24 protein-coding genes are annotated in these 21,481 nt (G+C 44.8%); 8 read left to right on the forward strand and 16 right to left on the reverse strand.

The features are described 5' to 3' along the window. Positions 1-183 precede the first annotated feature (183 nt). Positions 184-1,386 (forward strand): cardiolipin synthase, encoded by a 1,203-nt coding sequence (gene cls / locus G6554_RS07185; RefSeq protein WP_166240216.1) that lies wholly within the window; start codon positions 184-186, stop codon positions 1,384-1,386. A gap of 123 nt (positions 1,387-1,509) precedes the next feature. Here cls and G6554_RS07190 read toward each other — a convergent pair whose 3' ends face one another. The 5 genes from G6554_RS07190 to speE all read right to left on the reverse strand — a co-directional run bounded on the left by G6554_RS07190 (position 1,510) and on the right by speE (position 5,906). Further along, positions 1,510-1,689 (reverse strand): H-type small acid-soluble spore protein, encoded by a 180-nt coding sequence (locus G6554_RS07190; RefSeq protein ID WP_166240218.1) that lies wholly within the window; start codon positions 1,687-1,689, stop codon positions 1,510-1,512. A gap of 145 nt (positions 1,690-1,834) precedes the next feature. Next, a complete protein-coding gene (argS, locus tag G6554_RS07195; protein ID WP_166240220.1) occupies positions 1,835-3,508 on the reverse strand; it encodes an arginine--tRNA ligase in 1,674 nt (557 codons plus the stop codon). Continuing rightward, on the reverse strand, positions 3,505-3,912 hold the full coding sequence (locus G6554_RS07200; RefSeq protein ID WP_207627543.1) for a YwiB family protein: 408 nt from the start codon (positions 3,910-3,912) through the stop codon (positions 3,505-3,507). Before G6554_RS07200 ends, argS begins: the two co-directional genes overlap by 4 nt. A 183-nt stretch (positions 3,913-4,095) precedes the next feature. Beyond that, on the reverse strand, positions 4,096-4,968 hold the full coding sequence (speB, locus tag G6554_RS07205; RefSeq protein WP_166240354.1) for an agmatinase: 873 nt from the start codon (positions 4,966-4,968) through the stop codon (positions 4,096-4,098). A gap of 110 nt (positions 4,969-5,078) precedes the next feature. Next, positions 5,079-5,906, reverse strand: a complete 828-nt coding sequence (gene speE / locus G6554_RS07210) for a spermidine synthase (RefSeq protein WP_166240222.1) — start codon at positions 5,904-5,906, stop codon at positions 5,079-5,081. A gap of 345 nt (positions 5,907-6,251) precedes the next feature. On the opposite strand from speE, the gene G6554_RS07215 reads away from it, so the two are divergent. Then, the gene (locus G6554_RS07215; protein WP_166240356.1) at positions 6,252-8,318 is read left to right on the forward strand and encodes a PBP1A family penicillin-binding protein; all 2,067 of its coding nucleotides are present in this window, start codon (positions 6,252-6,254) and stop codon (positions 8,316-8,318) included. 208 nt (positions 8,319-8,526) lie between these two features. Here G6554_RS07215 and G6554_RS07220 read toward each other — a convergent pair whose 3' ends face one another. Together G6554_RS07220 and G6554_RS07225 are read right to left on the reverse strand one after the other, a co-directional pair. Further along, complete coding sequence (locus G6554_RS07220) at positions 8,527-9,036, reverse strand: YwhD family protein (protein WP_166240224.1); 510 nt, start codon at positions 9,034-9,036, stop codon at positions 8,527-8,529. An 18-nt stretch (positions 9,037-9,054) separates the two neighbouring features. Continuing rightward, on the reverse strand, positions 9,055-9,705 hold the full coding sequence (locus tag G6554_RS07225) for a site-2 protease family protein (protein ID WP_166240226.1): 651 nt from the start codon (positions 9,703-9,705) through the stop codon (positions 9,055-9,057). 166 nt (positions 9,706-9,871) lie between these two features. Between G6554_RS07225 and G6554_RS07230 the strand changes: the two genes are divergently transcribed. Next, positions 9,872-10,057: a 2-hydroxymuconate tautomerase gene (locus G6554_RS07230; RefSeq protein WP_166240228.1), complete on the forward strand. Its 186-nt coding sequence runs from the start codon at positions 9,872-9,874 to the stop codon at positions 10,055-10,057. A gap of 111 nt (positions 10,058-10,168) precedes the next feature. On the opposite strand, the gene G6554_RS07235 is transcribed toward G6554_RS07230, so the two are convergent. From G6554_RS07235 to G6554_RS07250, 4 genes are all read right to left on the reverse strand, one after another. Further along, positions 10,169-10,393 carry a hypothetical protein gene (locus G6554_RS07235; RefSeq protein ID WP_166240230.1) on the reverse strand — a complete coding sequence of 75 codons (225 nt, stop codon included), beginning with the start codon at positions 10,391-10,393 and terminating at the stop codon, positions 10,169-10,171. Positions 10,394-10,535: 142 nt separating this feature from the next. Next, the gene (locus tag G6554_RS07240) at positions 10,536-11,039 is read right to left on the reverse strand and encodes a YwgA family protein (protein WP_166240232.1); all 504 of its coding nucleotides are present in this window, start codon (positions 11,037-11,039) and stop codon (positions 10,536-10,538) included. Positions 11,040-11,148: 109 nt separating this feature from the next. Further along, on the reverse strand, positions 11,149-12,447 hold the full coding sequence (locus G6554_RS07245; RefSeq protein ID WP_166240234.1) for an HD domain-containing protein: 1,299 nt from the start codon (positions 12,445-12,447) through the stop codon (positions 11,149-11,151). Positions 12,448-12,714: 267 nt separating this feature from the next. Beyond that, entirely contained in the window at positions 12,715-12,936 is a 222-nt protein-coding gene (locus tag G6554_RS07250; RefSeq protein ID WP_007087472.1) for a YuzB family protein, read from the reverse strand. 335 nt (positions 12,937-13,271) lie between these two features. Between G6554_RS07250 and G6554_RS07255 the strand changes: the two genes are divergently transcribed. Then, positions 13,272-14,072, forward strand: coding sequence for an RsfA family transcriptional regulator (locus tag G6554_RS07255; protein ID WP_166240236.1), 801 nt, complete (start codon positions 13,272-13,274; stop codon positions 14,070-14,072). A 195-nt stretch (positions 14,073-14,267) separates the two neighbouring features. On the opposite strand, the gene lipL is transcribed toward G6554_RS07255, so the two are convergent. Together lipL and pta are read right to left on the reverse strand one after the other, a co-directional pair. Beyond that, positions 14,268-15,101, reverse strand: a complete 834-nt coding sequence (gene lipL, locus G6554_RS07260) for an octanoyl-[GcvH]:protein N-octanoyltransferase (RefSeq protein ID WP_166240238.1) — start codon at positions 15,099-15,101, stop codon at positions 14,268-14,270. A gap of 85 nt (positions 15,102-15,186) precedes the next feature. Then, entirely contained in the window at positions 15,187-16,158 is a 972-nt protein-coding gene (gene pta / locus G6554_RS07265; RefSeq protein ID WP_166240358.1) for a phosphate acetyltransferase, read from the reverse strand. 247 nt (positions 16,159-16,405) lie between these two features. Here pta and hemQ point away from each other — a divergent pair, with 247 nt between their 5' ends. Next, the gene (hemQ, locus tag G6554_RS07270; RefSeq protein ID WP_166240240.1) at positions 16,406-17,149 is read left to right on the forward strand and encodes a hydrogen peroxide-dependent heme synthase; all 744 of its coding nucleotides are present in this window, start codon (positions 16,406-16,408) and stop codon (positions 17,147-17,149) included. A 259-nt stretch (positions 17,150-17,408) separates the two neighbouring features. Beyond that, positions 17,409-17,882 carry a spore coat protein GerQ gene (gene gerQ / locus G6554_RS07275; protein ID WP_166240360.1) on the forward strand — a complete coding sequence of 158 codons (474 nt, stop codon included), beginning with the start codon at positions 17,409-17,411 and terminating at the stop codon, positions 17,880-17,882. Positions 17,883-17,989: 107 nt separating this feature from the next. On the opposite strand, the gene G6554_RS07280 is transcribed toward gerQ, so the two are convergent. Together G6554_RS07280 and G6554_RS07285 are read right to left on the reverse strand one after the other, a co-directional pair. After that, positions 17,990-18,361 (reverse strand): DUF423 domain-containing protein, encoded by a 372-nt coding sequence (locus G6554_RS07280; RefSeq protein ID WP_166240242.1) that lies wholly within the window; start codon positions 18,359-18,361, stop codon positions 17,990-17,992. Positions 18,362-18,376: 15 nt separating this feature from the next. Continuing rightward, entirely contained in the window at positions 18,377-18,679 is a 303-nt protein-coding gene (locus G6554_RS07285) for a YwdI family protein (protein WP_166240244.1), read from the reverse strand. Positions 18,680-18,899: 220 nt separating this feature from the next. On the opposite strand from G6554_RS07285, the gene modA reads away from it, so the two are divergent. Together modA and modB are read left to right on the forward strand one after the other, a co-directional pair. Beyond that, on the forward strand, positions 18,900-19,685 hold the full coding sequence (gene modA, locus G6554_RS07290) for a molybdate ABC transporter substrate-binding protein (RefSeq protein ID WP_166240246.1): 786 nt from the start codon (positions 18,900-18,902) through the stop codon (positions 19,683-19,685). A 9-nt stretch (positions 19,686-19,694) separates the two neighbouring features. Further along, on the forward strand, positions 19,695-20,357 hold the full coding sequence (gene modB, locus G6554_RS07295) for a molybdate ABC transporter permease subunit (protein ID WP_166240248.1): 663 nt from the start codon (positions 19,695-19,697) through the stop codon (positions 20,355-20,357). A gap of 31 nt (positions 20,358-20,388) precedes the next feature. Here the strand turns inward: modB and G6554_RS07300 are convergent, their stop codons facing one another. Next, entirely contained in the window at positions 20,389-21,408 is a 1,020-nt protein-coding gene (locus G6554_RS07300; protein WP_166240250.1) for a thiazole biosynthesis adenylyltransferase ThiF, read from the reverse strand. Positions 21,409-21,481 lie beyond the last annotated feature (73 nt).

Here is a 21,481-nt window from a genome sequence, read left to right on the forward strand (position 1 = left end):
TTCCCTGTTCTCCTATCCTTTTTTCATAGGTATAGAAAATAATTAATTTTCTGAACTTATACTTATCTCTATTATATTATGAATGAGCATTCAGTCAACTAGTTTTTTATAAGATTCGTTCGACTTATAGAAATAGCGGGACTCGGAAACACTAACAAAACTGAATGGGGGGAAAGATTGTCGATGAACTTGATACTCATAATGGGCGGACTTGTCCTTCTCATCATTATATGGCTTGTGATGGATTTTAGATTAGGACGAAAGAAGCATCTTTCAGTGGCGGTCAACCTGGAAACCCCCATCCTCCACGGCCATTTTGAAATTTTCACACATGGTAAGGAATTATTCCATGATTATTTCGGCACCATCCTTGCGGCAAAGCGACAGATACATGTGCTCTTTTATATTGTGAAAGATGACGCGATTAGTCAGGAATTTTTCGCTATTTTAAAAGAAAAGGCGCGGGAAGGGATTGAAGTCAGGCTGCTGCTTGACCGGCTCGGCAGCTGGAAGATAAAGAAGCAGGCGGTGGCAGCATTAAGAGAATCGGGTGTCCAATTTGCCTTTAGTAATCGGATTAAGCTTCCATTTCCCTTCTATTCCTCACAGGTACGCAATCACCGCAAAATTTCAATTATTGACGGGGAAATTGGCTATCTAGGCGGATTTAATATTGGTAAGGAGTACATCGATGAGGATCCGTTGCTGAGTCCGTGGCGTGATTATCATTTAAGAATAACCGGTGAAAGCGTAAATTTTTTGCAGAGTGAGTTTTTGATTGACTGGGAGGAATATGCCGGGGAGGTGTTGGCGGGGCGGCCGGCTTATTTTCCGACATTGCCAAAGGGTGCGGTTCGTCAACAATTTATTCCAACAGAGGCAGGTCAGCTTGAGGATTATTTTATTAGACTCATCCGGAAGGCGGAATATTCAATCCTAATTGGCACCCCTTATTTTATTCCAAGTGTGGCTGTTTTCGCGGAACTACTGGCTGCTCGGCAGCGTGGTGTCAGCCTCACTGTGATTGTCCCTTTTACAGCGGATCATCTCCTGGTTCAAGAGGCTTCATTCCGCTATTTACGGCAGCTCCTTGAGGCGGGTGCGGAGGTTTATCAATATAAAAATGGCTTTTATCATGCGAAAACCATCGTAATTGATAACAAAATCTGCGATATCGGCACCGCCAATTTCGATCAACGCAGCCTCTATTTAAACAAAGAAATCAATTGCTATATTTATGATCCCAACTTCATTCAACGGCTAAGGGCCATCATCGAAAAAGATATTCTTGACTCCGAGCCATTAACATTAGAAATTCTTAACAAACCAAACCTAAAAAGATCACTAAAAGAACAGACCGCCCAAATCATCTCCTATTTCCTATAAACGCTTCAATGTCCACCCGGAAAGGACAGTGTCCACAAAGGGTGTCAGGCACCATGTGAAATTTTCACATGGTCCCTGACACCCAATGGAAAAGAGTCCCCGAACCTTTTCGGAGACTCTTTTTTATTCTTCAATTAAATTAAGGACGGGAACTTCTTGTTCATGGTCCGGGTCCTTCCTTGCATATATCCGTGCCATTTTTGTAGTTTCATCCACGTGTTGAATAATGACAGGGGCCCCTTCATACGACACATTAATAACCTCTGCGGATTCGACGATTTCCTTTGCTCTTCCGATATTCATATGTTCGGCTCACTCCTCACTAACCATCTATTTTTAATATTTGTATTTTTTTGGGAGATATTCATTTTTAAGGACTGTTTCTGTAAAAATAGATACCCACCCAAACCAGAAAACCCCCTTTTCATAAAAGGGGGCAATACCAATGTTACATTTTTTCCGGAGCAGAAACACCAATCAACGCCAACGCGTTCTTTAATGAAATCTGCACTGTTTTCACTAACCCAAGACGCGCCTTTGTCCTTTCCGGCTGCTCAGGATCCAGCACCTTTTCCGCATTGTAAAAACTGTGGAAGGTTGAGGCCAATTCAAAGATATAATTGGTAATCCGGTGCGGTACTCGCTTGACGGCAGCCTCACCCACCGCAGACGGGAATTCACCCAGTTTTTTCAATAAATCAATTTCCTTTTCAGACAATGCCACTAATGAAAAATCAGCACCGGCATCTACCATTAACCCTTGCTCTTCACCGGCACGCAAAATGCTGCAAATCCGGGCATGAGCGTACTGCGCATAATAAACCGGATTCTCATTCGATTCTGACACCGCTAAATCCAAATCAAAGTCCATATGCGTATCGGATGAACGCATCGCGAAGAAATAACGCGTCGCATCGAGGCCGACCTCATCAACCAAATCCCGCATGGTGACAGCTTTTCCAGTCCGTTTACTCATCTTCATCTTCTCACCATTTTTATAAAGATGGACAAGCTGGATAATCTCTACCTCGAGCGCCTCGCGGTCATATCCAAGGGCTTGAATCGCCGCCTTCATCCTTGGGATATACCCGTGATGATCCGCGCCCCAAATATTAATCAATTTTTCAAAGCCACGCTCAAGCTTGTCCTTATGGTAGGCAATATCCGGCGTCAAATACGTATACGAGCCATCTTGTTTAATCAAAACTCGATCTTTATCGTCACCGAAATCCGTCGAACGCAGCCACGTCGCCCCGTCCAACTCATACACATATCCGCTTTCTTTTAATGCCGCAAGCCCCGCATCAATTTTCCCATTTTTATAAAGCGAGGTTTCCGAATACCAGACATCGAAGCCGACGCGGAAATCTGCAAGATCCTGCTTTAATTTCTCCATTTCAACTTTCAAGCCGTACTCTCGGAAAAATTCAAAGCGCTCCGCGGCCGGCACTGCGACATACTTATCGCCAAACTCCTCGGCCAATGTTTTTCCGATGCCGATAATATCTGCCCCATGATAGCCGTCTTCCGGCATGTCTTTTTCAAGCCCTAAAGCTTGGAAATAACGGGCCTCAACCGACAACGCTAGGTTATTAATCTGATTCCCGGCATCATTAATGTAATACTCGCGGGAAACATCATAGCCCGCCTTCGCTAAAATATTGCAGAGCGAATCGCCGACCGCCGCACCGCGGGCATGTCCTAGATGCAGGTCACCCGTTGGATTGGCTGATACAAACTCAACCTGAATCTTCTCACCGCCGCCAACGGTTGTCGAGCCATACTGATCCCCAGCCTCCAAGATCGTCGGAATCAAGTCTGTTAAATAACTATTATTCATATAAAAATTAATGAACCCCGGCCCGGCCAGCTCAATCTTTTCTATTGATGCTTTGGAGCGATCAAAGTTTTCTACCAATGCTTCTGCGATCATCCGCGGTGCCTTCTTTGCCACCCGTGCCAGCTGCATCGCCATATTTGTGGAGTAATCGCCGTGCGCCTTCTCTTTCGGGGTCTCTAAGATAACATCGGGAATCTGCTCCTCAGCTGCAAGCCCCGCCCTTAAAACCGCCGCGCGGATTTCTTCTTTTATTTTATTTTGAACCTGTTCGACTATATTCATTTATGATCCTCCTGGAAACTAATTTCTAAATGATAGGTACCGCCGGGTGAGCCCTTCATCGTAAAGTCGTAAAGAATATCTATCAGTCCCTCCGACTGTGTGATCCGATGCGCATGTGTGATTGTTTCAAACGTGCCAAACGGCATCTCATAGCTGCCTCTTGTTTTTTTATGTAAACGGAACGGCAGCCGCATCTTCACTGCACCGCCTCGTAAGATCAGTGCCTCCTCTTTGGAGGCCTTCACAATCGTGCGAACCGTTCCTTCCTCGAGTGCCTCCTCATATTGAAGAAACGAAGCTTGATTCTTTTGATGGTATCGACCAAATACGACGAGTTCAAATGTCTCCTCATCATTTATCGTTGTCTTTACGTTAATTTTCACCGGTATTTCATGGTTTGCCAAACGTTACTGCACTTCCTTTTTTCCTTATATAAAGAAACCCTTAAACGATCATGCGCTAACACATACTTTTCTTATTATAAACATAGTCTCGGTGCAAATCAAAAAATGCCCGCCCCTCAATGGGACAGGCATTTCAACATACCTATAATAGTAATATTACAAAGGGTGTCAGGCACCAATTTCCTACTTTACCCAGCCCAACAGCATTTCACGTAGTAGTTTGCTTGCGGTGTTGGCTGTTTGTTCGGACGGATCGTAGATTGGTGCTACTTCGACGAGGTCGCCGCCGACTACGTTTACTTCGGAACGGGCAATCGCATGGATTGAGGCGAGCAGCTCTTTCGACGTGATGCCACCGCAATCAACTGTACCTGTTCCTGGAGCATGCGCCGGGTCAAGGACGTCGATATCAATCGTGACATATACCGGACGGCCGGCGAGTGTTGGCAGGATTTCCTTTAATGGCTCCAACACTTCAAATTTTGAAATATGCATGCCATTTTCTTTGGCCCACTGGAATTCTTCCTTCATTCCGGAACGAATCCCGAAGGAATAGACATTTTTCGGACCAATGTGCTCAGCAATTTTACGAATCGGTGTCGAGTGTGACAACGGCTCGCCTTCATAATTTTCACGCAGGTCGGTATGCGCATCAAAGTGAATAATCGCTAAATCCGGATATTTTTTAAAAACAGCTTTCATAACTGGCCAGGATACGAGATGCTCCCCGCCCATCCCAAGCGGAAACTTACCAGCCGCAAGAATTTGATCGACAAACTCCTCAATCAAATCAAGGCTGCGCTGCGCATTTCCAAACGGCAGCGGTATATCGCCGGCATCAAAGTATTTTACCTCTTCCAGTTCGCGGTCAAGGTAGGCACTGTATTCCTCAAGACCAATCGATACCTCGCGGATCCGCGCAGGACCGAAACGTGAGCCCGGACGGTAGCTTACCGTCCAATCCATCGGCATTCCGTACAACACAACCTGACTTTCTTCAAAATTCGGGTGGCTCTTAATAAACACATTCCCCGAATAGGCCTCATCAAAACGCATCATTGCATCCCTCACATTCTCTCTATTACCCTTTTCAAAATCGCATCATTGTGACCGGTTTCGCCGATTCCACCTAACTCCCGGCACAATTAATCTTACGTGTACCTAGTTTACTTCACTAAATCCCCAACAAACTTCGGTAATACAAACGCCGCATTATGAAGTTCTTTGGTGTAATACTTTGTTTCAATTTCATGGAAACGGTCATCCGCAACCGCTAATGGATCGTATTTTTTCGAACCGATTGTGAATGCCCATAATCCGCTTGGATAGGTTGGAATATTGGCTACATACAAACGGGTAATTGGAAAGATTTCCTTCACATCACGCTGCACATTACGAATTAAATCTGCTTTAAACCACGGATTGTCAGACTGGGCCACGAAAATGCCGTCCTCTTTCAATGCTTTAGAAATCCCCGCATAAAAGCCTTTTGTAAAAAGATTAACCGCAGGTCCAACCGGCTCCGTTGAATCAACCATAATCACATCATACTGATTATCGCTTTCCGCGATATGCATGAAGCCATCGCCCACTTGCACTTCAACACGCTCATCCTCAAGCCAGCCAGCAATCTCAGGCAAAAATTTCTTTGAATACTCGATTACTTTCCCGTCAATATCCACAAGCGTCGCTTTTTTCACACTTGGGTGCTTCAACACCTCACGAATTACCCCTCCGTCGCCGCCGCCGACAACAAGAACATTCTCCGGATTTGGGTGCGTGAATAGCGGTACGTGTGCCACCATTTCATGGTAAACGAACTCATCCTTAACAGACGTCATTACCATGTCATCTAGTAAAAGCATGTTGCCCCACTCTTCCGTCTCAATCATATCCAGTTTTTGAAATTCCGTTTGCTCTGTATGTAAGGTTTTATTTACTTTCATGGTAATTCCAAAATTTTCGGTTTGTTTTTCTGTAAACCAAATTGTCATCGTGCATCTTCCTTCCATTTTATATCATTTTCATTTCACTGAACTTTGACTACTGTCTGGCTCCAGCTCCCAGCGACTAGTGTATTGGCCCTCTCCTCCCTACGATAAGTCAACATCGAATCGCTTACGCTCTTCGTGTTTCCTTTATCTCAGTCGGAGCGGATCCAATCCATACGTCACTAAACGGTCGCTTCCGCTTTTCATTTTTATACTACCCAACCTATTGAAATACAACCAGAAAAAAAAGTCTAGCAAAATTTTTTAATTACGTTTAAAAATACTCTATTTTTTCAATACTATTACTATCTATTTTTTTAAAAACTGGAAAAAAGCGTGGTGAATATAGTGGAAATCATGACTGATCAAGGGTTCCGGAAAACGGCAAAATATTTACGTGCGATAATTATCATCAGTTTGATAGGCATGATTTGTATGCTCATCCTTTTTCTTGGCATCCTTGGCTATGCCAAAATCCTAGGCGCGCCGCCGCTTGCGGTCCCGCAATCGACCCTATTTTTCGCCGATGATGGCACCTTGATGGGCGAAAGTAATAGCGGGCAAAAGCGCTATTGGGTTGGACTTAAGGACATTTCACCAGATTTAGTGAATGCGACCGTCTCGATTGAGGATAAAAATTTTTACGAGCATAACGGGTTTGATTATAAACGCATTGCCGGAGCGGTCCTTGCCGATGTGAAGGCCCTCGCCAAGGTGCAAGGGGCAAGTACCATCACCCAGCAATACGCCCGAAACCTGTTTCTCGAACATGATAAAACATGGAAACGAAAGCTGACAGAGGCGTTTTATACCATCCGCCTTGAAATGAGCTATTCGAAACAGGAAATTCTCGAAGGTTATATAAATACTATTTACTATGGAAAAGGTGCCTATGGTGTTGAGGCGGCAAGCCAATACTATTTTGGAAAAAAAGCAGCGGACTTAACCCTCGCTGAGGCCAGTATGCTCGCAGGGATTCCCAAGGGACCGGGCATTTATTCACCACTTGCTTCAATGGAAAAGGCCAAAACCCGTCAGGCCATTATTTTAACTAGTATGGTAAAAAACGGCTATATTAGCAAAAAGGCGGCGCAAACCGCTGTCGAAAAGCCGCTCACGTTAGTAGGTGTTCATACGACACAAAAGGTAAGAGTAGCACCGTACTTTCAAGATGCTGTTAAAAATGCCCTGAAAAATCAATTGCATTTGGATGACCGCACGATTGCCCTCGGCGGTTTAAAAGTCTTTACAACCCTGAACTTAAAACAGCAGGAGGCCGCTGAAAGCCAGGTTCACAACTATGTGGACGACTCCTCGGAAATTCAGGTCGGCCTGGTAGCGATGGATCCAAAAAATGGCTACGTGAAAGCCATGGTGGGCGGCCGCGATTATGATAAAAGCCCATTTAACCGCTCCGTTCAGGCCATCAGGCAGCCGGGCTCAACCATCAAACCCTTGCTGTATTACGCTGCCCTGGAGCAAGGCTTTACACCGTCATCGACAATGCGAAGCGAGTTTACGACCTTCCACTTTGACGATGGCCAGGCCGATTATACACCGCATAACTTTAACAACAAATATGCGGATGGCGAGGTGACTCTTGCCCAAGCACTTGCCGTTTCTGACAATATTTTTGCCGTCAAGACACATTTATTTTTAGGGGAAGAAGCGTTAATCGATACAGCGAAGCGATTTGGTCTTTCTACCAAAATGGCCAAGGTTCCTTCTCTGGCACTCGGCACTTCCGGTGTGCGCGTGATTGAAATGGCGGGTGCCTACAGCTTACTCGCTAACGGCGGGAAACAGGTCAACCCGACATTGATTACCAGAGTGGAAGACTATAATGGGAATGTTATTTTTGAAAAAGAAAATGCCATGAAAAAAGTGTTGGACCCGGCGAAGGCGTTTGTGATGACGCAAATGCTGACAGGGGTCTTCGACTCGAAGTTAAATGGCTATGCCAAGGTGACCGGGAGCACGGTAAGCAAGGACCTTACCCGGCCATATGCCGGAAAATCAGGCTCCACGGAAACGGACAGCTGGATGATTGGCTATTCGCCGCAGCTGGTAACCGCAGTCTGGGCGGGCTATGATATTGGAAAACCACTTGAAGTGACAGCGGAAAAAACCTACGCGAAAAATGTGTGGGCGGGCTTTATGGAGGAGGCCCTGCAGGGGAAACCCGTCAAGGCGTTTAAACCGCCGAAAGACGGTGTTGTCGGTGTTTACGTGAATCCGGCAAATGGCAAATTGGCAACAAAAGACTGCCCCGTCCGCCGCTATACCTATTATGTCGCCGGCACTGAACCAACCGAATATTGCACCGACCACTTAATGAATACCAATCCATCCCCGGCAAAGCACCGGGAGTCTAAAAAAGTCCCTTGGTATAAAAAAATGATGCCGTGGAGCTAGAAAAGCGTAAGCGTCGGAGCTAGACAATTCTCAACGTCAAAACTTCAAAAATGGAAAAAGCTCCGGGATGGCCCCAGAGCTTTTTCCTGTCCTAGTTTTACAGTGTTCTCACACTGATTATAATACTACCTATTTTTCAAAAAAACTACAAGAGATTCTGAACTTTATTTTTTCAAAAAAACTTTATTGGTTCGGAAGACGGTTTATTTTACTCCGCCAATAAGCCCTTTCTCAGTTCATCGGTGGAATTATTCCAGAGTGTTTCATTATGCCCGCGTAAGAAATCAGCTAGCACCTTTTTCGACTTTGCATCCATGTCCTCGACGATAATATGGCGCTTCAGTGACTTATCCATGCGGTTAACGTGCTCGGGCAGCGATTTGTATCCACGGCGGATTTCACGGTCAACCGTCATGTAACAGGCAGTCACGCCGGCATAATACGGACCTTCCGGCTTGCGGTCAATCGTTACCCACACCAGCCAATACTCCTTGCCGTTCGGAACTTCTTCCTTCGTTTTTAAAAATTTAATTCCCTTTTCGACGACGCTGCGGGCGTGCATCGCCCCAACATCGATTTCCGCTTCTCCTGCTTCGACATCGATAATCACCGGAGATACATTATCAAGGCTGAGGACTCCTTTGCCATAGCCCTTGTGGCCATCGGTCGGGTCACTTTTTATGATATTAAAACCAAGTTTTTTCTTATTTCCTTCCATTGATGGTGCAGACCTCCTTTAAAAAAATAAACCATAGACGAAATTACCCACCACTTTCCAAATCCAGGGGATAATAACCTGGAACATCGGCTGGATGGTGAAGCGACTTAATGGTGTGATGACTATAATCAGAAAGATTAACGTCCCATACTGTTCAAATTGTGTCATTTTTGCCCGAAGATGATGAGGGGCCAAATCTTCAACGATCCGGTAGCCGTCAAGCGGCGGGAGCGGAAGCAGGTTAAAAATAAACAACACTATGTTGAGCTGGATAAATACTTCAAGAAAGTCGTAAAAATTGTCTGATGCCTCTACACCAAAACGAGTTAATCCGTAGGCGACACTGAAGCCGATGACGGACAAAATCAGATTGCTCAACGGCCCGGCAACGGAAACGAGGACCCCGGCTAAGCGCGGCTTTTTAAAAAAGAAGCGATTAACCGGAACCGGACGGGCCCAGCCAAAACCGGCGATGAGAATTAAAATGGTTCCGAACGGATCTAAATGCTTGATCGGATTTAACGTCAGCCGACCTTGTTTCTTCGCTGTATCATCGCCGAATTTATAGGCAACATAGGCATGGGCAAACTCGTGAAACGTAAACGCAAAAATCAGCGTGATGGCTACATAGGGAATCATCCTAAGCGGATAGGCAAGAAATTGTTCCAATGGCAGTTCTCCTCTCAAAAACGACTCTTCACCGATCTCTATTTCCTTCTAGTATACATGAAACCAGTTGGAAAAAGAAAATCAAATGTGTTCGGGGTGGATGTTGCACATTTTAGCTGTTTATGGAACACTAACAAGTAGTGATGAGTAAAAGGAGGAACAGAATATGCCATATGTTACAGTAAAAATGCTTGAAGGACGCTCTGAAGAACAAAAGCGTGCATTAGTGGAGAAAGTAACCGCTGCCGTCAGCGAAACAACAGGAGCACCAACTGGAAACATCACCGTCTTCATCGAAGAAATGAGCAAAAACCACTATGCCGTAGGCGGCGTCCGCGCCAGCGACAAATAAGTTTTTTTAAGACATACCTGGTAATACAGTTTTCACTGTGTTTACCCTCGATAACGGTGACAGGCACCATGTTTTCACATGGTGCCTGTCACCGTTTTTACGTTTTCCGTGTTAGAATCTAATTTCATCTTTTGGCTGGTCGATCTTTATTTTTTCTAGTTCGAGTTTCATTTTTTCTGTTTCAATTAAGAAGTTTTCATGTTTTAGTTTTTCAAGTGCCACCTCGTCTTTCAGCATTTTTGCCTTTATTTTCGACTGGCTTTGAAAATGGCTGGTTATAATCCCGGTGACTGGAATAACGCCAAATAGTAAAATAACCACAATGGTTCCGGTCATGGCGAGCACCCCTATACGGTTAATTTTTTACTCCTTATCCAAATCATAACAAATAGGCAATTAAATGAGTACGGAATTTTTCAGAAAATTACCAAATAAAAACCGTTTGGGTTCCCGGTCATGCCCAAACGGTTTTTAAAATCTATTGAATTTTTGTTTTCAAGGTTTCTATATATTGGTACGCCTCATAGATTTCCGCTTCTGTATAGCGCTGGCTGCTTTTCAAGGTAAATACCTTGTTCGTGACTTCTTCTATTGAAAGATTATCAAAATATAAGACCGTCGAAACAAGCTCAAGGAATCTAGCATTTTGCCCATTCATGTCGGTTAAGCAATCCGTCAAATGTGGCATATCCACCTCATTCAAGCTCAAAAACTCTTTCCCTGGCTCTGTCAGCGTGTAGCGATATTGGAAGTATCCGCCCTTTTTCTCTTTCACTTCATTCAAAAAGCCCATATTACACAATTCTTCCACTCTTGTGGTCAATTCCTCCGAATAAGGCCCGTAAAAATGAAACTGAAACCGCTCGTGAAAAGGAAACTCAATCTTTTTTGCAATATATATCATCTTTTGCAGCTTCTTTCTCCCGGTAATCTCACCGGAAACAAGAATCGCCTTCATCAGCTTCGCATGATCTTTTAACAACGTTCGTCATCTCCTACTCCATTGCATTGGGTGTCCTATAAGGGCATCGTTTATGTTAGAAAGGGTGTCAGGCACCAATAGTACTATTTCCATCTGATCTATATCTGTTTTATATCTCTAATAGGGCACGTATTTGTTGTTTTATTTCCTTTTCAGTTGATTCATTTTCAAGGAAATCGGCGGGATAGTAGAGTTTATGGTCGGTTCTTCTCTTTCCCGATATCGCATCGACTATTTCCGATTCACGAGAAAGCTCGCGCAATTCTCCATTTTTCATTAGTAAATGAATCGGCAGCCTTTCCTCTTCCTCACCAGGGCGGTAAAAATCGTATGGTAAATCTGACGATGAATCGACAACCAAGTAATACTCAGGGTCAATCCCTGCCTTTTCGAACAGCGTCGTCAATTCCGCCAGCTTCTTGTATTCCTTCGCAGGATCAAATTCGGCATATTTAAAAAGATTGCGATTAACAAATCGGCGGCAAAGGTCACTTATAATAGGATCGGCTTCTTCCTGCCAGCTTTGAAAGTAAAATAAAATAACGGATTCATCCAATTTTAAATAGTCTTCTAATGTCACCTGTTCACGAAAGAGGGACGTAAAGTGGATGGGTTCATATTTAAATGCATAGTTTTCTTTAAATAACTGCTTCGCGCGATGGAGAATTTTTGTCAAAATCACTTCGGCACTTCGGGAGACAGGATGGAAATAGACCTGCCAATACATCTGATATCGGCTCATAATATAATCCTCCACCGCATGCATCCCGCTTTTTTTGATAACCACCTGGTCTTCGCGCGGGCGCATCACACGGAGAATTCGCTCCATATCAAATTGGCCGTAGCTGACACCTGTAAAATACGCATCTCGCTGCAGATAATCCATTCGATCGGCATCAATTTGACTGGAAATCAAGCTGACAACCAGCTTTTTCTCTGATGTTTTCGCAATCACTTCGGCAACTTGCGAAGGAAAATCTGGACTTACCTTCAAAAGCACCTTATTCACTTCGGTATCTCCTAAAATAATCGCACGTGTTAAGTCTTCGTGATCAAAATCAAACACTTTTTCAAACGAATGGGAGAACGGGCCGTGCCCGAGATCATGGAGAAGGGCGGCACAGAGCGTCAGCAGGCGTTCATCGTCGCTCCATTCCGGTCTTCCCGCAAACACATCATCGATGATGCGACGGACAATTTCATAGACACCTAGAGAATGGTTAAAACGGCTGTGTTCAGCGCCGTGGAAAGTCAAAAAGGTGGTTCCGAGCTGCTTGATTCGGCGCAGCCGCTGGAATTCCTTCGTTCCAATTAAATCCCAAATCGCCAGGTCACGTACATGGACATAGCGGTGGACAGGATCTTTAAACACTTTTTCTTCCGTTAACTTTTCCGCCGAATAATGCATCGATTTCCCTCTTCCTAGTATTTCCTACTATTATATCCCAAAATCAACCAGTTTTCAGCAAAATTCTGCAGCGGTGCCTGACACCATTCCCACTATCTATGGATGAGAAAGGGTGACAGGCACCATTTACAATCTAAAGTGAAAAATCACCTTACGTATGGTAGCAAAGGTGATTATTAATAATATTAGTAATGGTCTATTAAATTCGATTCCTGTCTAGCTCTAGCTCCCAGCGACTAGTGTACGTCGCTAAACGGTCGCTTCCGCTTATTTAATCTTTTTATTCACTTTTTCCATTAATTCCTCTTCCGTTAATGCCGCCACCGGGCGATTGTTTACGAAGGCGAAGGTCTTTTTCCGGCCGGGGCCGCAATAAGACTGGCAGCCGATTTTGATTTCGGCATCCGGATCGATTTCTTTCAAACGAGGGATCAATGTCTTTAAATTCACGGCCTGACAATCGTCGCAAACACGAAATTCATTGGACATCCTATACAACCCTTTCTACGGTCAATCTAGTATATAGTAGTCATTTTATCCCAAACCACAATGTGGGATTTTGGAAAAACAACTGTTATTTCAACGATTTAACTCCATTGGTATTTTACATTTTCTTTTTTCCCAATGCAAGTTGCAATCTTTAGCAACAGTTGTCAAACACCCGCCACCGCAACTAAATCTTTTAGTTAAAAAATCTACTATCCTTTCAATCATTTTGGTATAAAGCCTGAAAAACTTGTCCATCCTATGACTAGAGCTTTTAAACAATCGCCAGAAATATGCCTGGCAAATTAAACGCACATTATTTTAGGGAGTTGAACCATATGAAAGTACGTCAAGATGCATGGACAGATGAGAATGATTTGCTTTTGGCTGAAACTGTCCTTAGGCATGTGAGAGAAGGCAGCACCCAGCTGAACGCCTTCGAAGAGGTAGGAGATAAGCTTAACCGCACCTCCGCAGCCTGTGGATTCAGATGGAACGCTGTTGTCCGCCATACCTATGAAAAAGCATTACAATTAGCCAAAAAACAGCGAAAACAAAGACAAAGAGTGTTAGGAAAGGATCAAGGCGGCAAGAAAAAGCTGCTATACAATCCACCCGTTACAGGTTCAACGGAATTCGAAGCACTGCCGCAGCTGCAAATGGAAATGGAAATGCCTGTAGAAGTAGAATCACCGGTTGCAATGCCTGACATGACAACCGAAATAGCCGCTGAAACCTATGTGAAACCAGCCGGCCAATTCCAATCCCAGGCACAGGTACAGGCGCAAGTGCAGACCCAAGTTCAATCATACAGATCATCGGCCACTGGAGCGCTTTCCCTGGATTCTGTTATCTCTTACTTACAAAACTTTCATCATGCCAATCTGCAAAATGAAGCATTAAAAAGTGAGAATGAAAGATTGAAAAGAGAAATGGCAGAGTTACGGAAACAAAACGAGGAAATGGCGGCAAAAATCGCCGGACTCGAGCAGAATTCCGAAACGATTCAAGAAGATTACGAGACCTTAATGAAAATTATGAACCGCGCCCGCAAGCTTGTGTTATTTGAAGAAGAAGAAAGACCTGCTACAAAATTCAAAATGGATCGCAACGGGAATTTAGAAAAAGTAGCGGAATAAAGAAAGCGGATGCGCCCTGGTCAGCGGCCTATAGCCTGGAGCATGAAGGGCGCTAGCCGCTAGGGTGCTTACGCTGGACATTTCTCGAAGTAGATATTTTTTACTTTTAAAAAAAATGGCATTGGGAGAAGAGAGATAGGAGCAGCATCTTTCTATAGAAAAGCCGTGAACCACTTTCATTGGTTCACGGCCTTTTTACATCTCAGCAAGTTTCTCATTCCGGTCAATGACCCGTTGAACATATCCGGGAAATAATTCAAGCTCGTACCCGTTCAGCTGCCCTGCAGCCAAAACGTCACTATTCGCCTTTAACTGCTTTAATAACCGCAGCATCACATCAGCAATCGATAAGGGTGTCCCAAGCAATTCTGACAGGGAGGCCATTACTTCCGGAACTATTTCTGGAAAAACAAATTTTGTCTGTTCATCCCTTTTCGCCAGCTTGTAAAATTGCCGCACTAACGCGGCACGATCCCGTCCGCTGCCATTCACACAAAGGTATATCTGAACGGCCACGCCTCTTTTAAGACGGCGTTGGGAAATACCGGCGAACTTTTTCCCCTTAATACTAAGATCATAGCTTCCCGGGCAATAAGAACCGACGATTTCCCGGGCCTCGATTGGCTGTTCCGGAAAGTCAGCAAACATCTGTTGGATCAACTGCCACATCACCTCATAGCCGCGATTGATATCGATCCCTTTTTCCGCCTCTGGAAAAATCAGCGAGATATTCAGGACGCCTTCATCTAGGACAACCGCTAACCCGCCAGAATTTCGGACAATTACCTGATAGCCCTCCTTTTGTAAAAATTGAACGCCTGCCCGCACAAATGGCAGTCTCGTATCCTGGATCCCGAGGACAATCGTATTATGGTGCACCCACGTCCGCGCTGTCGCCGGTGCTTCACCCGCTCCGACCGAGGCACATAAGGTATCATCGGTTCCAAATGATTGTAATGCCTGAAAATGAACGCCGAGTGCGGATTGGTCCATAATCCGCCACTCCGGCTGCCGCAATAAACCTTCCATATTGAAAACCCCTTAAGCATAATAATCTCATTTTATCATAAAAAAAGAAGCCAGCCCCACACACAGGACTAGCTCCAACTCCAACTTATAACCCTTGCGCTGCGGTAATTAACGCAAGCTTGTACACATCTTCTTCATTACAGCCACGGGACAGATCGTTCACCGGTGCGTTCAACCCTTGTAAAATCGGGCCCACTGCCTCAAATCCACCTAAGCGCTGGGCAATTTTATACCCGATGTTGCCGGCTTCAAGGCTTGGGAAAATAAACACGTTTGCATCGCCTTGCAGTACAGAACCCGGTGCCTTACTTTTTGCCACCGATGGAACAAATGCAGCGTCGAATTGGAATTCACCGTCCAATACAAGCGAAGCATCACGGCGTTTTGCCTCCGCCACCGCTTCAACGACTCTTTCCGTCTCAGGTGATTTTGCTGACCCCTTCGTGGAAAAACTCAACATCGCGATCCGCGGCTCAATATCAAACATCTCTGCAGTCTTCGCACTTTCAATCGCGATTTCCGCTAAATCATTGCTGTCTGGTGCAATATTGATGGCACAGTCGGCAAACACATATTTTTCATCCTCACGAACCATGATAAAGACGCCGGACGTTTTCTTCACGCCAGCTTTAGTTTTAATAATTTGCAAGGCTGGGCGAACCGTATCAGCCGTTGAATGGGCTGCGCCGCTCACCAAACCATTTGCTTTATTTAAATACACAAGCATCGTGCCAAAATAGTTTTCGTCAAGCAAGATTTTGCGGGCATCCTCTTCCGTTGCCTTCCCTTTACGGCGCTCAACAAACGCTGCAACCATTTCATCCATTCCAGCATAACTGGCAGGATCATAGATTTCCGCTGCTTCCAGGGAAACACCAACCTCCGCAGCTTTCGCCTGTACTTTTTCAATATTACCAATCAAAATCGGCGTGATTAATCTTTCCGCAGCCAAGCGGCCTGCCGCACGGACAATTCGCTCGTCCAATCCTTCTGGAAAAACAATTCTTACATCACGTCCGGAAATTTTCTGTTTTAACCCTTCAAATAAATCACTCACCATTATTTCCTCCCTTAAAAAGCTTCCTCTACAAGCATACTTTACCGTGATAAAAATTCAAGCCGCACACTGCGTAGATAGCGTTTTCAGTTAAATGTTTTTCTTTTCAAAAAATTACACTCACACTTTTACTATTACCCGTTTTCTTACAAACTATCCACTTGCCCTAAGTCGAGTGTTTAGAAAGGCGTCGCTTGGCCAAACTATGTTATAGTTATGGGTGAATGATTATTTAGGAGTGATACTAATGAGTGAAGCAGCACAAACGCTTGAGGGCTGGTATTGCCTTCATGATTTCCGGACCGTTGATTGGACAACATGGAAAATGCTTTCCAGCGACGAACGCCAAACCGCCATTCACGAGTTTTTAAGTCTCGTTGAAAAATGGAATCAGACACAGGAACGTAAAGAAGGCAGCCATGCCCTATATACAATTGTTGGTCAAAAGGCTGATTTTATGATGATGATCCTTCGTCCAACGATGGAAGAGCTAAACGAAATTGAAACCGAATTCAACAAAACAAAATTAGCTGAATTCACGATTCCTGCTCATTCTTATGTATCAGTGGTTGAGCTCAGCAATTACCTGCCAGCGGGTGAGGATCCATACCAAAATCCACAAATCTTAGCACGTCTTTACCCTGCACTGCCAAAAACCAAGCATGTTTGCTTCTATCCAATGGACAAGCGCCGCGAGGGCAATGATAACTGGTACATGCTGCCGATGGAGGAGCGTCGCAGTATGATGCGCAGTCATGGAATGATCGGCCGTACATATGCAGGAAAAGTAAAACAGATCATTACCGGATCCGTTGGCTTTGATGATTACGAATGGGGCGTTACCCTGTTCGCCGAAGATGCCCTTCAATTTAAAAAACTTATTTATGAAATGCGTTTTGACGAAGTGAGTGCCCGCTACGGCGAATTTGGGGCTTTCTTTGTTGGTAATCTTTTAGAAGAAGAACGAGTAGCCAAGTTTCTTCACGTCTAATGATGAAAAGCGGAAGTACCTTAGGTCAGGTGCTTCCGCTAGACCATTCAAAAGCTTCCAGTCAGTGCTGGGAGCTTTTTTTACGTTTTCGACTTCTATATTCGGACTTTCCCTCATAGTAATAAAACAGCGAGTCTCAAGGTTTACCCCCTTTAACTGAAAGGACTTTTATTCTAGGATGCAGTCACCTTTTTGGGTTTTGGGGAGTATGAATAGAATGTTGGGCCATTCGTAATTATTCATTTTAGGAGGGAAAATGATGAGCCAATATTATAATCAACAAGGGTTTCAGCCCTATACTGGTGCAGCCGGACAGCAGGGCGCTCAGCCAATCGCAGGCGGCGGGCAAGGTTTTATGCCCCCGCAGCAAACCTTTCCGCAATTTCCGCCTGCCGGCACTGGAGGGGTTCCAAGGCCGCCTGTAGGTGGCGGGCAGACACCAGGTATGCTGCCAATTGAACAATCATACATCGAAAACATTCTGCGTTTGAATAAAGGGAAGCTTGTCACGGTCTTTGCCACCTTTGAAGGGAACAATCAGTGGAATGCGAAGGAATTTAAAGGAATCATTGAAGCAGCAGGAAGAGATCATGTGATTTTAAGTGACCCGCAACAAGGTACGCGTTTCCTCATCCCGATGGTCGCGGTCGACTACATTACCTTTTCAGAAGAGATTGAGTATGAACCTTCATTTGGAGGCGCCCCGTCATTAGGTACTTACCCGCCAAGATAGAAAGGCGGAAGCGCCTTGGCGCTGAACAATTATCGAAGCACTAAAAGCAAACACCAATTGGCTGCCAATTGGTGTTTATTTTTTGAAAAAAATCTACATATGCACTTTTAAAAGTTCTTCACCGCTCCAACCATGATCAATATCCATGCCGCTAAGAAGCAAACGCCGCCAATCGGGGTAATCGCACCTAACACGCCTACCTTTGTTAAGCTTAACAGGTACAAGCTGCCGCTGAACAAAATAATTCCGGCAAGCATTAACCAGCCTGACCAGCTGAATAACGAGCTTACCCCGACCTTCCCCAGCAGAATCCCTATGATTAAGATCCCGGTTGCATGGAACATTTGATAGGTTACACCCGTTTTCCAGATCTCCAAGTAATGGGCATCGAGCCTGTCCTTTAATCCGTGTGCACCAAAGGCACCAAGGGCGACAGCCAAAAAAGCATTAATGGCGCCGACAATAATAAATGTTTTCACTTAAAAATCCTCCCTTTAAAAATCAAATAACGAATCGCCATTGGCTTCATCGTCCATCTCTATTTTTTTCGCCTGCGGCAGTGATGCCGGCTGCTGAAAAACTTGCTGTGCCATTACGGGCTGTTGAAACACCGGCTGTGTGATAACAGGTGCTGGTTGCTGTTTCATGGGCACTTCTGGTTTTTCATCTAAAATTAATTCGCATAATATTTTAATAGAGTACACTTTTTCCCGCAAGCCTTCTGGCTTCGCACTACTTTTCGCCAGCTTCAATTCTTCGTCTATTTTTGCAAGTAATGTTTGGATGGATATATTCACTTCGACAGTTCCCTTCCATTTCTCTTATTTCACCTGGATCTTCGACAATTTTCGAATGTTCCACGTGAAACAAGTCAATATTTGTCAAATACTTACTATTTGTCTTTTCAGTTTGCTACATCCTATTGTATCTCATAACCATTTAAAAAGCATATTGTGAGGTTTTTCATTCCATATCGTACTATCCCTCGTTATAATGAGGTGAAAGGGGCGAGATCATTTGAAAAAAACGTATCTATTTTTTTTAACTGTCATTTTGTTAGTTTTTACAGGTTGTTCTGCTGAGCAGGATGATCCCCTGCAGAGTGCCCCCGAAAAAGACGTTGAGCTAACGATTTCCGCCGCAGCAAGTCTGCAGGATGCTTTACATGAAATTACCACAAATTTCAACCAAGACCATGATTCCATTAAAATCAATTATAACTTTGGTGCTTCCGGCGCTCTGCAGCAACAAATTTCACAAGGCGCACCCGTTGACCTTTTTTTCTCTGCCGCAGAAGACAAATTTGATCAATTAGTCACTGATGGACTGATTGAGGAGAAAAATGGCACCGATCTTGTTAGAAATGAACTTGTGCTCGTCGCTTCCAAGGAATCCGCTAAAGGTATTCAAGCATTTGAAGACCTCACAAAGGCAGATAAACTCTCCATCGGCACACCTGAATCTGTTCCAGCAGGTGCTTATGGAAAAGAGGTATTAGAAAAGCTGAAGCTTTGGAGTGCCATGGAAGGAAAAATTGTTTATGCAAAAGACGTCCGCCAAGTCCTTACATATGTAGAAACCGGAAATGTGGATGCGGGGATCGTGTATAAAACCGATGCACTCACATCAGATAAGGTAGTGATTGTATCGACTGCTGCTGAAGATACACATACGCCAATTGTTTATCCCGTGGGCATCGTCAAGGCAAGTAGCCATCTGAAAGAAGCCATGTTATTCTATGAATATCTGCAAACGAAAGAAGCCATGAAGGTGTTTGAAAAATACGGATTTAAGGGAATGTAAAAAACAAACATGACAGACCATTTTTGGGATCCTGTCAAACTATCGCTCGAGGTCGCGGTTGTTTCAGGATGCATTGTACTAGTTTTAGGATTATTTATTGGGCATTGGATGGCAAAGGCAAGCTTCAAAGGGAAGGCTATGATGGAAACCCTCTTCCTTTTACCATTAGTGCTACCACCAACCGTGGTCGGTTTTTTGTTACTAGTGGTCTTTGGAAAAAAAAGTCCTGTTGGCCAATTCATCGAGTGGTTTTTCCACCAGCCACTCATTTTCACGTGGTGGGCAGCTGTGGTGGCTGCTTTGGTTGTCGCCTTTCCACTTATGTATCAATCGGCGAAGGCTGGGTTTGAAGGGGTAGACCGTGATGTTGAAGACGCTGCCCGCGTAGACGGGGCAAACCACCTGCAACTATTTTTGTTGGTTTCCGTCCCGCTTGCACTCCGGTCGATAATTTCGGGGGGCATCTTAAGTTTTGCTCGTGCGTTAGGTGAATTTGGCGCGACACTCATGTTCGCGGGCAATATTCCCGGGAAAACCCAAACGATTCCTACCGCCATCTATGTTGCCATTGACTCCGGCAACATGAAGCTGGCCTGGCTATGGGTATTATGCATGATTGGGATTTCCTTCTTGATGCTCTCTCTCGTTCAGCTTTCAAAGGGAAAAAGTTAAACCCGTACCGGCATTGGGTACGGGTTACATTTTATCCCAAAATCCGCTGATACAGCGATTTGGCATGTGTTAAATCCTTCGTCCCGTGGATGAGGGCACGGCCATCTTGAAAAATAACCATCCGTTCCGCGCCGATCTCAACCGATAATAAATAGGGATTGCCTTTTACGGTGTATCCAAGTCTGCTAAGCTGTCCGGAAAGCTGCTCTAGCGAAATTTCCCCTTTTGAAGACGGACGGATTTGCACCGTATCACGGCCGCACAGCACCGTTGTCTTCGTCCTATTCTCAAGATCCAAATAGGGATATGTCCGCTCTTCCCCACAAGACAAGCAGCCAGTGAACTTTGCCTTCGACATTTTTAAACTAGTATATTGGTTCCGCCACATATCAAAGCTTGTGAAGGTGGTGCGCACTGCCTCCCAATCCTCGACTAACATTTTTAGCGCCTCCGTCGTCTGATGGGCAATCACCATTTGCACGGTTGGCGAAATGATCCCGCCCGTATCACAAGTCATTCCTTGAAGCGGGATGGTCCTTAGTAAGCAATTTAAGCAAGGGGTCTTCCCGGGAATGATCGAAAAACTCATCCCGAAGCTGCCGACACAAGCTCCGTAAATCCACGGAATCTTGTATTTTTGCGAAATATCATTCATGAGCATTCTAGTTTCAAAATTATCGGTAGCATCCAGCATCAAATCGACACCGGGCACTAGATCTTCCATCATCTCCGCGGTGGCATCGCCAATGATCCCGCGAATGTCTACATCAGAATTAATGGCACGGAGCCGTTTTTCCGCTGCTGCCGCCTTCGGAAGCTTTTCAGTCACATCTTCTTCTGTGTAAAGTTGCTGACGCTGGAGATTGCTTGCTTCCACGTAATCACGATCAACAATGGTGATTTTGCCGACTCCAGCACGGGTCAGAATCTCGGCGCTCCCTGAGCCGAGTGCACCGGCACCAATAATGAGGACGTGCTTTCTCCTTATCTTTTCTTGGCCCTCTCTGCCGATTCCCGGAAAGAGAATTTGCCTTGAATATCGTTCGTTCATCTATATGTGACCCCTTTCGAAAGAAAGCCCGCCGATTGGCGAGCCTTTAGGGTATTTTTTGTGACCTCTTCCA

This window comes from Bacillus sp. MM2020_4 (assembly GCF_011250555.1).
Lineage (GTDB): Bacteria > Bacillota > Bacilli > Bacillales > Cytobacillaceae > Neobacillus.

What these genes read in the sequence shown, in the direction of transcription:
- cls (WP_166240216.1), top strand. Translation starts at nt 184, where the DNA reads ATGAACTTGATACTCATAATGGGCGGACTTGTCCTTCTCATCATTATA.
- G6554_RS07190 (WP_166240218.1), bottom strand. Translation starts at nt 1,689, where the DNA reads ATGAATATCGGAAGAGCAAAGGAAATCGTCGAATCCGCAGAGGTTATT.
- argS (WP_166240220.1), bottom strand. Translation starts at nt 3,508, where the DNA reads ATGAATATAGTCGAACAGGTTCAAAATAAAATAAAAGAAGAAATCCGC.
- speB (WP_166240354.1), bottom strand. Translation starts at nt 4,968, where the DNA reads ATGCGTTTTGATGAGGCCTATTCGGGGAATGTGTTTATTAAGAGCCAC.
- speE (WP_166240222.1), bottom strand. Translation starts at nt 5,906, where the DNA reads ATGACAATTTGGTTTACAGAAAAACAAACCGAAAATTTTGGAATTACC.
- G6554_RS07220 (WP_166240224.1), bottom strand. Translation starts at nt 9,036, where the DNA reads ATGGAAGGAAATAAGAAAAAACTTGGTTTTAATATCATAAAAAGTGAC.
- G6554_RS07230 (WP_166240228.1), top strand. Translation starts at nt 9,872, where the DNA reads ATGCCATATGTTACAGTAAAAATGCTTGAAGGACGCTCTGAAGAACAA.
- G6554_RS07235 (WP_166240230.1), bottom strand. Translation starts at nt 10,393, where the DNA reads ATGACCGGAACCATTGTGGTTATTTTACTATTTGGCGTTATTCCAGTC.
- G6554_RS07245 (WP_166240234.1), bottom strand. Translation starts at nt 12,447, where the DNA reads ATGCATTATTCGGCGGAAAAGTTAACGGAAGAAAAAGTGTTTAAAGAT.
- G6554_RS07250 (WP_007087472.1), bottom strand. Translation starts at nt 12,936, where the DNA reads ATGTCCAATGAATTTCGTGTTTGCGACGATTGTCAGGCCGTGAATTTA.
- G6554_RS07255 (WP_166240236.1), top strand. Translation starts at nt 13,272, where the DNA reads ATGAAAGTACGTCAAGATGCATGGACAGATGAGAATGATTTGCTTTTG.
- lipL (WP_166240238.1), bottom strand. Translation starts at nt 15,101, where the DNA reads ATGGAAGGTTTATTGCGGCAGCCGGAGTGGCGGATTATGGACCAATCC.
- hemQ (WP_166240240.1), top strand. Translation starts at nt 16,406, where the DNA reads ATGAGTGAAGCAGCACAAACGCTTGAGGGCTGGTATTGCCTTCATGAT.
- gerQ (WP_166240360.1), top strand. Translation starts at nt 17,409, where the DNA reads ATGAGCCAATATTATAATCAACAAGGGTTTCAGCCCTATACTGGTGCA.
- modB (WP_166240248.1), top strand. Translation starts at nt 19,695, where the DNA reads ATGACAGACCATTTTTGGGATCCTGTCAAACTATCGCTCGAGGTCGCG.
- G6554_RS07300 (WP_166240250.1), bottom strand. Translation starts at nt 21,408, where the DNA reads ATGAACGAACGATATTCAAGGCAAATTCTCTTTCCGGGAATCGGCAGA.